We start from the raw sequence: 13466 nt of genomic DNA, 5'->3' as shown, positions 1-13466 counted from the left end.
CTACCAGGCCGGAGAGCTGAGAAGATCAGCCTTTCAGTGCGGCGGAGACCACCCCTCGCGCCTCCTCCTGGATGCGCGCGAGGTGCTCCGGGCCCTGGAACGACTCGGCGTAGATCTTGTAGACGTCTTCCGTGCCGGACGGCCGGGCCGCGAACCAGCCGCTGGCCGTGACCACCTTGAGGCCGCCGATCGCGGCGCCGTTGCCGGGGGCGGTGGTCAGCACGTCGGTGATCGGCTCGCCGGCCAGGGACTTCGCGCTGACCTGGGCCGGCGACAGTGCGGCCAGGATCGCCTTCTCCTCCCGCGAGGCCGGCGCGTCGATCCGGGCGTAGGCCGGCTCGCCGAACTTCGCCACCAGGTCGCGGTAGTGGGCGGAGGGGGTGCGGCCGGTGACCGCGATGATCTCCGAGGCCAGCAGGTCGAGGATGATGCCGTCCTTGTCGGTGCTCCACGGCGAGCCGTCACGCCGCAGGAACGACGCTCCGGCGCTCTCCTCGCCGCCGAAGCCGATCTCACCGGACAGCAGGCCGGACACGAACCACTTGAACCCCACCGGCACCTCGTCGAGGTGCCGGCCCAGGTCGCCGGCCACCCGGTCGATCATCGACGAGGAGACCAGGGTCTTGCCGATGGCGGCGCCGCCGGGCCAGCCGGGGCGGTGCGCGAACAGGTAGGAGATCGCGACGGCCAGGTAGTGGTTCGGGTTCATCAGCCCGGCGTCGGGCGTCACGATGCCGTGCCGGTCGGCGTCCGCATCATTGCCGGTGGCCAGCTGGAACCGGTCCTTCTGGGAGATCAACGACGCCATCGCGTACGGCGAGGAGCAGTCCATCCGGATCTTGCCGTCCCAGTCCAGCGTCATGAAGCCGAACGCCGGGTCGACGTGCGGGTTCACCACGGTCAGGTCCAGGCCGTACCGTTCGCCGATCGCGCCCCAGTAGGCGACGCTGGCCCCGCCGAGCGGGTCGGCGCCGATCCGCACCCCGGCGTCCCGGATCGCGTCGAGGTCGATCACGCCGGGCAGATCCGACACGTACTCGTCGAGGAAGTCGTAGCCGGTGACCTGGGCCGAGCCGCGGGCCCGGGTCGCCGGAACCCGGCGGACCTCCTTGAGGCCGGCCGCGATGAGCGCGTTGGCGCGGTCCTGGATCCAGCGGGTGGCGTCGGTGTCGGCCGGGCCGCCGTTGGGCGGGTTGTACTTGAAGCCGCCGTCGGCGGGCGGGTTGTGCGAGGGGGTGACCACCACCCCGTCGGCCAGGCCGGACGTGCGGTCGCGGTTGTGCGCAAGGATCGCCCGGGAGACGGCCGGCGTCGGGGTGTAGCCGTCCCGGCTGTCGATCAGTGTGGTCACGTCGTTGGCGGCGAACACCTCGAGCGCGGTGATCATCGCGGGTTCGCTCAGCGCGTGCGTGTCGCGGCCCAGGAACAGCGGCCCGTCGGTGCCCTGCGCCCGGCGGTATTCGACGATCGCCTGGCTGGTCGCGGCGATGTGGTCCTCGTTGAACGCCGTCTTCAGCGACGACCCGCGGTGCCCGGACGTGCCGAACGCGACCCGTTCGCCGACCACCGCCGGGTCGGGATGCTCCGTGTAATAGCGGGAGACCACCCTCGGCACGTCGATGAGGTCCCTGGCTTCGGCGGGCGTTCCGGCGCGGGGATCAACGGACATGGCGGCCTCCTTCGGTACAGGTAACCTGCCTGGAGCCTAGTCATACCGGGTTGAACTTTTCCCTGCCGGTATCCGAACTACCAGACGTGACGAGAGGGGCGATGTGACGAGAGCGGCGCGACTGCTGGTGGCCGTGCTGATCGCCCTGGGCCCTCTTCTGATACCCGCGAGTCCTGCCTTTGCACACGCCGCGCTGATCGGGTCGGTTCCGGCGCCCGGCAGCGTCATCGGCGCCTCCCCCACCGAGATCGTGGTCACCTTCAGCGAGTCGGTCACCCCGGTGGCCGGCCGGGTGCAGGTGCTCGACCCGGACGGCAAGCGCATCTCCGGCACACCCACCGCCGCCGGGGCGACGCTGCGGATCCCGGTGCGCCGGGCCGGCCAGCCGCTCGGCACCTATCTGGTCAGCTATCGGGTCATCTCGGCCGACAGCCATCCGGTCGGCGGCGCGATCACCTTCTCGGTCGGCGCGCCCTCGGCCCGGCCGCCCGAGGCCGGCGAGGCCGGCACCCATCGATCGGTCACCCTGGCGACGCCGGTCACGCGCTTTCTTGGGTACGCCGGTCTCACACTCGCCGTGGGACCCGCGTTGTTCCTCGCGTTCCTCTGGCCCCGCCGCCGCTCGCGCTCCGGGGCGATCCGCACCGTCTACGCCGGTCTCGGCCTCGTCGCGGCAGCCACCCTGGGCTCGCTGTGGGTGCAGGCCCCGGCCAGCAGCGGCGCGGCCCTGTGGGACGTGTCCCCGACCGAACTCGGTCCGGTGCTCACCAGCTCCTACGGCCTCACCCTGCTCGCCCGGCTCGCCGTCCTGGTGATCGCGGGGGCGCTACTGCCGGCGGTTCTGCGGGGCACGTCATCGCGTACCCGAGGCCTGGTCCTTCTCGGGGTCGGTCTTGGTGGCCTCGTCACCTGGCCGCTGACCGGGCACGCCGCCGCCTCTCCCCTGCCGGCCGCGATCGTCGCCTCCGACGTCGTGCACCTGGCGGCCATGGCGGTCTGGCTCGGCGGCCTGATCACGCTCACCGTCTTCCTGCTGCGCCGCACCGACCCGCGGGTGCTCGGCGTGCTGCTGCCGGTCTGGTCCCGCTGGGCCGCGCTGGCCGTGGTGTGGCTGGTCGCCGGCGGTGTCGTGCAGGCGGTCGTGCAGGTCGGCACGGTGCGGGCGCTGTGGGAGACCGACTACGGCCGGCTGCTGCTGGCCAAGGTGGGCGTGCTGGCGGCGACGCTGACCGCCGCCGCCTACGCCCGGCGGCTCGTCAACCGCCGCCAGGTGCCCGCCGGCGGAGCGGCCCGGATGCGGCGCACGGTCGGCATCGAGGTCGCCGCCACCGCCGTCGTCCTCGGCCTGAGCGCCGTGCTGGTGCAGGTCAACCCGGGTCGCAGCGCCGCGGTCGACCAGGGCGCGGTCCGCGAGAACGGCGTCTCCCAGACGCTCACCTGCCCGCTCTACACGCTGCAGTTCAACATCTATCCGGTCGAGGTCGGCGACAACAACACGATCCACGCGTTCGTCTACACCCCGGCCGGCGCGCCGCTGCCGGCCGACGAGTGGACCGTCACGTCGCAGCTGCTCGGCAAGGATCTGGAACCGGTCACCCAGCCGCTGCTCCCGCTGCTGCCCCGGCACCACGCGGCCGGCGCGATCACCTTCCCCTACCCGGGCGAGTACGAGATCAAGTTCACCGTGCGGATCGGCGAGCTGAACCAGGCCACCGTCAAGACCACGATCTCGGTGCCGGCCGGTTCCGCCGAGAGGTGACTTTCGGTCACCTTCTGGGCAGAAGTAGAGCCTCATGCCTAGGAGGTGGCCGTCGTGCACGTGTCCGTGGTCGGCAATCAGGATGACTCGGTCGTGGTCACGGTCCGCGGGAACCTCGACGTGGACAGCGCCACCGTCCTCACCACCACGCTCGAGCAGGTCCTCGACCGCCCGGCGCCGCGCGTGGTGGTGGATCTCTCCGGCGTCGAGTTCTGCGACTCGATCGGCCTGTCCACCTTCGTCGTCGGCAACAACCGGGCCACCGCGGGCGGCGGCTGGCTGCGGCTGGCCTGCCCGACCGACTTCCTGGAGCGGCTGCTCGACACCGTCGGGCTGACCCGGCACCTGGGCGTCTACGCCACCGTCGGCGACGCCCTGACCGGCCGCCAGGAGCTATAGCTCGGTGACCACGACGTCGAGCTGCCCGGGCGCCGGCTCCTCGACCGTGTACTTGAGGTCACGCAGCGTAGCGACCACGTCGCCGATCGAGCCGAACTCGGCGCCCGACTCGGCCAGCGCGCGCACGATGCGGCCCTTGGTCGCCTTGTTGAAGTGGCTGACCACGGCCCGCTTCGGCACCCCGCCGACGAGACGCTCGTGCAGCACCCGCACGGTCGCCGCCGGGCCGGCCGGCGACCACATGGCCCCGTAGGCGCCGGAACGAAGATCAAGAACCAGGCCCTCCGGCACCGCCGGCCTGAGCTGCTTCTTCCAGTACGCGGTGAGCCCGCCCACGCCCGGCAGGCTGACCCCGACCGAGCAGCGGTAGGCCGGAATCCGGTCGCCGAGGCGGACCGCTCCCCACAGCCCGGAGAAGACCACCGCCCGCTCGAACAGCCACGACTGGGCGGCCGGCGGCAGGGTGGCCGCGTCCAGCGCCTCGTACAGCACCCCGGTGTAGACCTCGACCGCCGGCGCCGCCGGGGCGTCCGGCAGGGCCGCGTTACGGGGGATCTCGTCCTTCTGGCCCTCGCTGAGGCCGAGCACCCTCAGCGAGTCGGCCACCGACCGGGCGCTGGTCCGCTTGCACATCGCGACGAGGCGGGTGATCACCCGCCGCCGGGCGGTGGCCAGGCCGGGCAACCACAGCTGGTCGTGGTCGACCGGGTCGCCGGCGGCGGCGGGTGTCTTGCCTTCGGACGGCGGGAGCAGGATCAGCACCGGCCGAGATTACCCGTCCGACCGCCCCGCCTCCGCCCTTGACCGGCCTAAAGGCGTCCTTGCTGAATTACTTCGCGGCCAGGATGTCCACCACGAAACGCAGGTCGCCCTGACCCGGGTAGGCCATCGCCTCGGGCACGTCGAGCTGGGTCCGGCTGCCGACCTTCAGGCCGAGGATGCCCTCGTCCCAGCCCTGGATGACGGCGCCGACGCCGATCTGGGTGGTGAACGGCTCGTTGCGCGACCACGAGGAGTCCATCACCTCGCCGGTGGCGTACTTGACCAGTTTGTAGTTCGCGGTGACGGTCTGGCCCTTCTGGACCGCCGGGCCGGTGCCCGGGACCAGGGTCGTCTTCACCAGCTTGGTCAGCTTGGCGGTGCCGCCCGCCTTCACCTCGGGCTCCTTGGCCAGCGCCGCCGGGGTGTTCACGGCGGCCGCGGACGGCTGGGCCGCCGCACTCGGCTGCTCGGCCGGCGCTTCCGCGGTCGGCTGGGCTTCGGTCGGCTGGGCGGCCGGCTGCGAGGCCGCCGGCTGCGAGGCCGCCGTGGGCGTCTTGTCGGAATCGTCATTATTTTTGACGACGAAGTAGACCACGGCCAGCACGACGACGATCGCCACCCCAGCGAGGGCGCCGGCGAATGCCTGGCCGCGACGCTTCGCCGTCTCGGTCTGGGTGCTCATATGTTGTCGACTCTCCTGTACGGGCTTGGGTGGAAACTTCCGACACGGTACCCGTACCGGTAACCGGGCTTTCCGGAAACCTCCGCCGAACCGCCGATGGGGGTGATCGTCCTTCCGGATCGTCACTCAAATCGTTCTTCACCGTCACTGATCGAAATGAGATCGTTTATCGGTCTCACGCTTCGGTAATTCGTGAGAACGCTTTCACGGCCGGGCGGGGCCGTGCGAACGACCAGGGGAGGGTTCGTTTGCCGCCGACCGGCTTTGGTCGCCAGCCCGCGCCGCGCCGCGGTCCTCGTCGCCGGACCGCTCACATCGGATTCCGCCGCGCCGCGGAGCCGACCCCCGGCGCCGCCCCTGACCAGGGCAGGCGTCACGAGATCCTGTCCTCGGCCTCGGTGATCCTGGCCGGGGTCATCGTGGTGGTCGGCTTCGGCTTCGTGGCCAGCCGCATCATCAACGGCGACAACGACAACCCGCTGCCCGACCCGCCGCCGACCGCCGCGCTCGGCGGGCTCGACCAGCCCACGGGGAGTCCCGCGCCGATCCCGATCGACAGCCCGTCGCCGTCGCTCTCGCCCAGCGCGACGCCGTCGGCGACACCCAGCACGACCAGCCCGAAACCGACCACGAAGCCGCCCTTCCAGGGCAGCATCCAGATCAACGCGGCGTCGGTGCCCGGGACCGTGGACCTGACCGCGGAGGGCAGTTCGGACTGGGTGCACTGGGGCCTGGACGGCACGTTCTCCCTGGAACGCGACAAGGGCGGCGGCTTCAAGATCCTGGAAGGCACGCCGACCGCGCCCCGGTTCAAGCATGCCCTGAGCCCGCAGTTCTTCCGGTGGACCGGCGGCGATCCGGTCGACCACAGCGACGGCACCACCACCGGCATCCGCACCTGCGGCGCCGGCAATGCCTTCACCATCAGCGCGCCCGCGTCGACGACGACCCGGACGCTGCGGCTGTACGTCGGCGTGATCGACGCGAAGGGAGAGTTGCGGGCCTCGCTGTCGGCCGGCTCCGCGACTGCCTCCCGGTCGGTCCAGCAGCGCGACGGCACCTTCCGCACGCTGGTTTACACGGTCACGTACCGGGCACCGGCGGCTACCAGAATCAATTTCAAGTGGAACACCGTGCAGGCGTTCGGGGACGGCTGCGGCGGGGTCGCGCTCCAAGCGGCAACCCTGCGCTGAAGCACTTCTTGAGTTAACGGAAAAAGGGGATTTCGTGTTCGCGGGCTGGGGATCGTGGGTTGCCCGCTTCCGATGGCCGGTGCTGTCCGTCGCGCTCGTCGCGGTGGTCGGTGCCGGCATCTGGGGGCTGGGTCTTTTCTCGCAGTTGACCGAGGGCGGCTACATCGACCCCAACAGCGAGTCCAGCCACGCGTCCGACGCGATAACCAGCGCGTTCGGCGCGCAGGGCGGCGACCTGGTCGTCATCTACACCCCCACCAAGGGCAAGATCGACGACGCCGCGCTGGGCACGGCGGTCAAGGACTCGCTCGCCGCGCTGCCCAAGTCGGCCGTCACCGGGTCCAGCTCCTACTGGTCGGCGAAGTCGGCGACCTACGCCGCCAAGGACAAGTCCAGCGCGGTCGCGTTGATCACCCTGGCCGGCGATGACGACGCCACCAAGCTCGACTCCTACCGCGAGATCGACGACAAGTTCGCCGTGGCCGGAGCGAAGGTGCAGCTCTCCGGCGGTGTCGTGCTCAGCGACGCGTCCTCCGCCCGCTCCACCAAAGATCTCGGCAAGGCCGAGGCGATCAGTGTGCCGATCACCCTGATCCTGCTGGTGTTCATCTTCGGCTCGCTGGTCGCCGCGTCGCTGCCGGTGCTGGTCGGCGGCGCCTCGGTGCTCGGCTCGCTGGGCATCCTGCACGCGGTCGCCGGCTTCCACGACGTCAACTCGTTCGCCGTCAACGTGGCCAGCCTGCTCGGCCTCGGCATGGCGATCGACTACGGCCTGTTCATGGTGGGCCGCTTCCGCGAAGAACAAAACGATGGCCGTACGCCGTCCGAAGCCGTCGCCCGGGCCGTCGGCACCGCCGGTCGCACCGTGGTCTTCTCCGCCACCATGCTGATGATCGCGCTCTCCGGCCTGCTGCTGTTCCCGCAGGGCTTCCTCAAGTCGCTCGCCTACGGCGGTCTCGCCGCCGTGTTCCTGGCCGCGTTCCTGTCGCTCACCCTGCTGCCCGCGCTGCTGGCCGTGCTCGGCAAGCGCGTCGACAAGCTCCCCGTGCGCCTGCCCGGCCGCAAGAACGCCGGCGAGCCCGGTTCCGGCTGGACGAAACTGGCCGGCTTCGTGCTGCGGCGGCCGCTGCTCGTCGCCGTACCCATCCTGGTGGTTCTGCTTCTGCTCGCCGCACCGGTGCGCAACGTGAAGTTCGGCGACAGCGACGAGCGGATGCTGCCCGCCGGCGACTCGGCCCGGGTGGCCATCGAGACCCTGAAGTCGGACTACCCGCAGTTCACCGGCGACAGCGTGGAGATCGTGCTGCGCGGCGCGAGCGATACCGCCGCGTTCGCCGTGGCGCTGCGGCAGATCCCCGGCATCGCGCAGCTCGGCGTGCCTCGCAAGGCCGATCGCGTCGCGGTGTTCACCGCCACCCTCGACACCAAGGACGCGTACAGCGACGAGGCCCGCGACGTCGTCGACGCGATCCGCGCCGTGCCCGTCCCGGCCGGGGCGACGCTGCTGGTCGGCGGCACCACCGCGCGCAACGTCGACAGTCTCGAGGCGACCGGCAACCGGCTGCCGTACATGGTCGGCCTGCTCGTCGGGGCCACCCTGCTGCTGATGTTCCTGGCCTTCGGCTCGATCCTGCTGCCGATCAAGGCGGTGCTGATGAGCGCGCTCAGTCTCAGCGCCACCTTCGGCGCCCTCGTCTGGATCTTCCAGGAGGGGCACGGCTCCGGCCTGCTCGACGTCACCCCCGCGCCGTTGGAAGTCGGCATCGTGGTCCTGATGGCGGCGGTCGTGTTCGGCCTGTCCACCGACTACGAGGTCTTCCTGCTCTCCCGGATGGTCGAGGCGCGCACCCGCGGCGCCACCACCGATGAGGCGGTCACCATCGGCCTGGCCCGCACCGGCCGCGTGATCAGCGCCGCCGCGCTGCTGCTCATCGTGGTCACCGGCGCGTTCGCCATGTCCGCGGTCACCACCATGCGGTTCGTCGGCGTCGGCATGATCATCGCGCTGCTGCTGGACGCGACCGTCGTGCGCATGCTGCTCGTCCCCGCGGTCCTGCGCCTGCTGGGCGACGCGGCCTGGTGGGCGCCCGGGCCGCTGCGGCGCCTGCAGCAGCGAGCCGGGCTTGCCGAGTACGAGGTCGAGCCCTCCCCCGCCGGGCGCCACGCGCTGTCCGACGACACCCAGGTGCTCACCTACCGCCCGAACGCGTTCGCGCTGCCGGCCGCCTCCCCCGACTTCCCGTGGGCCGACGAGGTCTCCGGCGAGATCGTCGGCGGGCGGGCGCTGCCGGCGCCCGATGCGCCGTTCGCGCTCCCGGCCGCCGGCAACGACGCCACCCAGGTGTTCTCCCGCTTCGAGGAGACGCAGGTGCTGAGCCTGCCGGCGGCGCCGGACGCGACCGTCGTCGCCGACGAGGAACCGGTGGATGCGGAGATCGTCGAGGCGGAGTCGCTGTTCGCCCAGCCGGAAGCGCCGGTCCTGCCGGAGTTCGACCCGGCGGTGACCGCGACCCGGCTGGCCGAGCTGTCCGGCTTCCTGCCGGCCGTGCCGCGCTACGACGCGCCCGCGCCCCGCCCGACCGACGACTCGTTCTTCTTCGCCCCGCCAAGCAGCGCCGGCCCCGGGCCGCTGGCCCTGCCGGCCGGCCTGAGCAGGCACGACGACTCCCGGCCCGGCGACCGTCCGGCCGCCTCGATCCCGGTCGTCCCCGGCATGTCCCTACCGGTCGACCCCGACGTCCCCGAACCGCCCGCCTACGCCGATTCGCCGGCTTCCGACGATTTCCCGACCGCCACCGAATCGATATCCGCGACCGACTTGTCGGCCACCGCTCCGGCGCCGGCGACCCCGCTGCCGGAGTTCATTCCTCTGGCGGAGTCCGACGCCGAGCCGGTGGCGGAAGCCGCCGTCACCCGCGAGCCGGAGGTGGCTGGAGCGCCCGCCGCCGGCCCGCCATCGGCGACGGACGCGCCCGCGCCGATGACCACCACCGCCGAACCGGCGACGTCTTTCGAGGCGGAACCGGCTGCCAACGCCTCCGGCGGACGTCATGGCACCTCCGGCGAGCCCGAGCTCGACGTCCTCGCGCCCGCCTCCGCCGACGCCGACCTGGCGACCCACCTCGGCGACGCACCCGCCCCCGAGGCCGATCCCAGCCACGCACCCGCCTCTTCCGCCGACCCGCGGTACGTCACCCCCACCGAGCGCGAGCCGGCCCCCGCCGCCTCCGCCGAGGCACAGTCGGCGGACCCGCGCTACGTCACCGCCGCCGAGCCGGCCACCTCCGCCATGGTCCGGCCGGTGGGCTCCGCCGAGCCGGAACCGGCGCTCGCCGGCGCGGCCGCCCTCCGCGGCGACCAGGAGACGGCATCGGCTGAGGACGACGCGCGGATCGCGACCGACGAGGCGGAGGCCGACAACCCGGCGGAGATCGAGACGCCGTCCAGCGACGACGATCTCTACGCTCCGGCGGCCCACTCGTCGGCAGGGGGCGAGCCGCCGCTGGACGAGGAGTTCTATGCACGGGCGGCCGCGACCCTCTTCGGGCCGGACCCGGCCGAGCCGGACTACGCCTACGCCCCGTCGGCGCACGCCGAGGCCGGGCCGACGGTCGACCTGTCGACCCGGATCGGTTCCGGCCGGCCGGCCACGCTCGCCGACCAGCAGCCGGCCCGGCGCTCACCGCACCGGCCGAACGATCAGGCGGCCTACACCAAGGACGGGCAGACGCCCTCGCGCCGCCCGGCTAGTCTCGGCGATCAGCTGCTCCCCCGGCGGCCTATCCCGTCCATCCCGGAGCCTCAACCGATGACCGAACCGCAGCAGTCCCCCGCTGCCGAGCCGGTGCTCCGCCGCCCGGCCGACTTGGCAGATCACCTGCGCGAGTCCCGTCCCGCCGACCTGAGCGACTACACGGCCGGCCGCATCCCGCGCACGCGCCGCCCCGCCGACGACGACCCGTCCGGCCTCCCGGCCCCCACCGGCGAGCCCGCGGCAGTCCCCGCCACCGGCGGCCCGTCCGGATCCTCCGGTGGTGGCGGGCCCCTGGCGGCTCCGCGGCGGCCGGCCACCCTGGCTGATCACCTGTCGCGGCGTAAGGCGGACGAGGCCGCGCCGGGGCGGGAGGCCGGCGAGCAGGGCCAGTAACGGTCAGCGGAAGACCAGGCCGCCGCCCACCTCGATGACCTGGCCGGTCAGCGCGCCCGCGCCGTCCGAGACCAGCAGCCGGGCGGTGGCCACCAGGTCCTCGGGGACGAGCGAGCGCGGCACCGCCTGGGTGGCGACCAGCGGGGCGTGCGACTCGGCGTCGCGGCCGCCGGCCAGCTCGGCCTCGCCCTCGGTGCGGATCGCGCCGGGGGACAGCGCGTTGACCGTGATGCCGAGCGGGCCGAGGCTGCGGGCCAGCGAGCGGGTCAGGCCGATCAGGGCGGCCTTGCTGGCCACGTAGGACGGGCCGGACGGGCCACCCATCCGCACGGTGGGCGACACGACGTTGACGATCCGGCCCCAGCCGCGCTCGGCCATGCCGGTGGCGAGTGCCTGGGACAGCAGCATCGGGGCGGTGACGTTGACCGCGAACGTCTGCGCCCACTCGTCCAGAGCCAGCGAGCCGAACGGCACGTTGGAGGCGCGGGCGGCGTTGTTGATCAGCACGTCGACCGGGCCGGCCTCGGCGGCGAGGCGGGCGACCGCGGCCGGGTCGGCGAGGTCGGCGTCGAGCAGCTCGGCGTTCGCGCCCAGGTCGTGGCAGAGCCCGGCGACCGCCTCGGCCTCGGCGGCGGCGTCGAGGTGGTGCAGCAGGAGGGTGTGGCCGGGGCGGGCCAGTCCGACGGCGAGGGCCGCCCCGATCCCGCGCCGCGCACCGGTGATCAAGATCCGCTGGCTCATGACGTTCACCCTATGCCCGGCCACCGGTCCGGCGGCCGGGCGGTGATCCCTAGGCCTGGCGCTCCTTGGCCATGTAGTCGGCGTACCAGACCGGCCATTCGGCGTCCGGCTTGCCGGTCTCCTCCTCATGCTTGCCGTGCGCGGCGGCCGCATCCCGCAGCGCCGACTCGAGGTCGCGGGCGTTGCGGTAGACGACCTCCTCGACCCGGCCGGGCAGGCGGGTGGTGACCTCCTGCAGCATGAACTCGTTGCCGTCCGGGTCGGTGAACGACGCGAACGACCCGTACGACGGGCGGCCCGGCGCGATGCCGGCGACCCGGGCCTTCGTGCCGGAGTGGTGGAAGACGCCGCCCGCGTCGTGGAAGACCTCGCTCACCTCGACACCCTTGCCGATCAGCTCGGCGCGGGCCGCCTCGATGTCGTCGACGACGAACTGCAGGCCGCGCACCGAGCCCGGCGCCGCGTCGGTGACCTCGGCGTTGCCGAGCAGGATCGACGCGGTCGAGCCGGGCGGGGTGAAGTGCACGAGCCGGAAGCCGCCGTCACCGCTGTAGTCGATGTCCTCCCGGAAGCCGAGCGAGTGGTAGAAGGCCTTGGACCGGTCGATGTCGCTTACCGGCAGGACGATGACCTCGAGCTTGAAGTCCACGATCGTTCCTCCTAGGTCTGTTGGGAGAACCATCGCGCCGGGCACCCCCGGGTCGCGCCAGGGACTCTCCCTGGTCAGATCCCGAGTTCGTTGAACAGGTAGAGCCAGATCTCGCTGCGGGTCGGGAACGACGGGATCGCGTGCCGCAGCCGGCGCAGCGGCACCTCGCCGACGATCGCGATCGTCGCGGCCTGCAGGAAGTCGGCCACCTCGGAGCCGGTGAAGGTGGCCCCGACCAGCACGCCCTTGCCCTCGTCGACGACGAACCGGCAGGTGCCGAGGCCGCCGCCGGTGAACGCGCCGCCCGCGTTGGCCTCGGTGCCGACGTCGACGACGCGCACCGTCAGGCCGGCCTGCTCGGCTGCCGCGGCGGTGTAGCCGACCGCGGCCACCTGCGGCTCGGTGAAGATCACCCGCGGCGAGCCGGGCCCGTCGGCCAGGTGGCTCTCGACCATGTCGCCGCCGAGGATGTCGGTCGCGGCGATGGCGGCCTGATATTTCGCCATGTGGGTGAACAGGGCGCGGCCGTTGAGGTCGCCGATCACGTAGAGCCAGTCCTTGCCGGGCACCCGCATCCGGTCGTCGACCCGCACGTAACCGTCGGTGTCCAGGCCGAGGTTCCGCGACTGCGGGGTCCGGCCGGCCGCGACCAGGACCTGGTCGGCCGTGATTGTGGAGCCGTCGGCAAGAACCACGCTGACCTGGTCGCCGTCACGGCGTACCGAAGAAGCGGTTTGTCCGGTCCGGATGTCCACGCCCTGCTCGGTGAGTGACTCGGTGACCTGCACGCAGGCGAATTCCTCCTCGCGCGACAGCAGCCGGTGCTCCCCCTCGACCAGCGTGACCCGGGTGCCGAAGGAGGCGTACGCCTGGGTCATCTCGGCGCCGACCACGCCGCCGCCGATCACGATCAGCGAGGCCGGGATCTCCTTGGCGGTGGTGGCCTCCCGGTTGGTCCACGGGTTCGCCGCGGCCAGCCCGTCGATGTCCGGGACGGTGGGCGTGGTGCCGCCGGCCAGGATCACCGCGCGACGGGCCTCGAGCACCTCGTCGCCGACCACGACCCGCTTCTCGCCGTCGAGCTTTCCCCACCCACGGAACAGCTGTACGCCGCGGTCGGTCAGCCACGGCACCTGCCCGCTGTCGTCGAGGTTGTTGACGATCTCGTCCCGGTGCCGGAGCACCGCCGCGACGTCGAGCGAACCGGTGACCGCCTCGCGCACCCCCGGGACCCGGCGCGCCTCGGTGAGCAGGGCGCCCGGCCGCAGCAGCGACTTCGACGGCATGCACGCGTAGTAGGAGCACTCGCCGCCGACCAGGTCGGCCTCGACGATCGCCACCGACAGCCCCGCCTCGGCGAGCCGGCCGGCCGCGACCTCGCCGCCCGGTCCGGCCCCGACGACCACCACATCAAAAGTCTGCATCCCTGCATTTTCGCCGGTCGGCTCCCGCCCGGGATCCATAG

Annotated in this window: 10 protein-coding genes; 4 read left to right on the top strand and 6 right to left on the bottom strand. The window is 72.4% G+C overall.

Annotation, left to right across the window (positions count from 1 at the left end):
* Positions 1-25: 25 nt before the first annotated feature.
* Positions 26-1669: a phosphoglucomutase (alpha-D-glucose-1,6-bisphosphate-dependent) gene (gene pgm / locus AB0E90_RS36000; RefSeq protein WP_360415941.1), complete on the bottom strand. Its 1644-nt coding sequence runs from the start codon at positions 1667-1669 to the stop codon at positions 26-28.
* Positions 1670-1772: 103 nt separating this feature from the next.
* On the opposite strand from pgm, the gene AB0E90_RS35995 reads away from it, so the two are divergent.
* Positions 1773-3428 carry a copper resistance protein CopC gene (locus AB0E90_RS35995; RefSeq protein WP_360415939.1) on the top strand — a complete coding sequence of 552 codons (1656 nt, stop codon included), beginning with the start codon at positions 1773-1775 and terminating at the stop codon, positions 3426-3428.
* A gap of 54 nt (positions 3429-3482) precedes the next feature.
* On the top strand, positions 3483-3827 hold the full coding sequence (locus tag AB0E90_RS35990; RefSeq protein WP_360415937.1) for an STAS domain-containing protein: 345 nt from the start codon (positions 3483-3485) through the stop codon (positions 3825-3827).
* On the opposite strand, the gene yaaA is transcribed toward AB0E90_RS35990, so the two are convergent.
* Together yaaA and AB0E90_RS35980 are read right to left on the bottom strand one after the other, a co-directional pair.
* Positions 3822-4589, bottom strand: coding sequence for a peroxide stress protein YaaA (gene yaaA, locus AB0E90_RS35985; RefSeq protein WP_360415935.1), 768 nt, complete (start codon positions 4587-4589; stop codon positions 3822-3824). The two genes, AB0E90_RS35990 and yaaA, sit on opposite strands and share 6 nt — an antisense overlap.
* A gap of 67 nt (positions 4590-4656) precedes the next feature.
* Positions 4657-5271 carry an FKBP-type peptidyl-prolyl cis-trans isomerase gene (locus AB0E90_RS35980; protein WP_360415933.1) on the bottom strand — a complete coding sequence of 205 codons (615 nt, stop codon included), beginning with the start codon at positions 5269-5271 and terminating at the stop codon, positions 4657-4659.
* 398 nt (positions 5272-5669) lie between these two features.
* Here AB0E90_RS35980 and AB0E90_RS35975 point away from each other — a divergent pair, with 398 nt between their 5' ends.
* Both AB0E90_RS35975 and AB0E90_RS35970 read left to right on the top strand, forming a co-directional pair.
* Positions 5670-6464, top strand: a complete 795-nt coding sequence (locus AB0E90_RS35975) for a hypothetical protein (RefSeq protein WP_360415931.1) — start codon at positions 5670-5672, stop codon at positions 6462-6464.
* Between the two features lie 34 nt (positions 6465-6498).
* On the top strand, positions 6499-10611 hold the full coding sequence (locus tag AB0E90_RS35970) for an MMPL family transporter (protein ID WP_360415929.1): 4113 nt from the start codon (positions 6499-6501) through the stop codon (positions 10609-10611).
* 3 nt (positions 10612-10614) lie between these two features.
* Here AB0E90_RS35970 and AB0E90_RS35965 read toward each other — a convergent pair whose 3' ends face one another.
* The 3 genes from AB0E90_RS35965 to AB0E90_RS35955 form a co-directional block, all read right to left on the bottom strand.
* The gene (locus AB0E90_RS35965; RefSeq protein WP_360415927.1) at positions 10615-11352 is read right to left on the bottom strand and encodes an SDR family oxidoreductase; all 738 of its coding nucleotides are present in this window, start codon (positions 11350-11352) and stop codon (positions 10615-10617) included.
* A gap of 49 nt (positions 11353-11401) precedes the next feature.
* On the bottom strand, positions 11402-12001 hold the full coding sequence (locus tag AB0E90_RS35960; protein WP_360415925.1) for a VOC family protein: 600 nt from the start codon (positions 11999-12001) through the stop codon (positions 11402-11404).
* Positions 12002-12075: 74 nt separating this feature from the next.
* Positions 12076-13425 (bottom strand): NAD(P)/FAD-dependent oxidoreductase, encoded by a 1350-nt coding sequence (locus AB0E90_RS35955; protein ID WP_360415923.1) that lies wholly within the window; start codon positions 13423-13425, stop codon positions 12076-12078.
* Positions 13426-13466 lie beyond the last annotated feature (41 nt).

The sequence above is a fragment of the Actinoplanes sp. NPDC026619 genome, assembly GCF_040638295.1.
Classification (GTDB): Bacteria; Actinomycetota; Actinomycetes; order Mycobacteriales; family Micromonosporaceae; genus Actinoplanes.
Note: the sequence above shows the minus strand (reverse complement) of the source record. Positions and strands in the feature narration are given on the sequence as shown.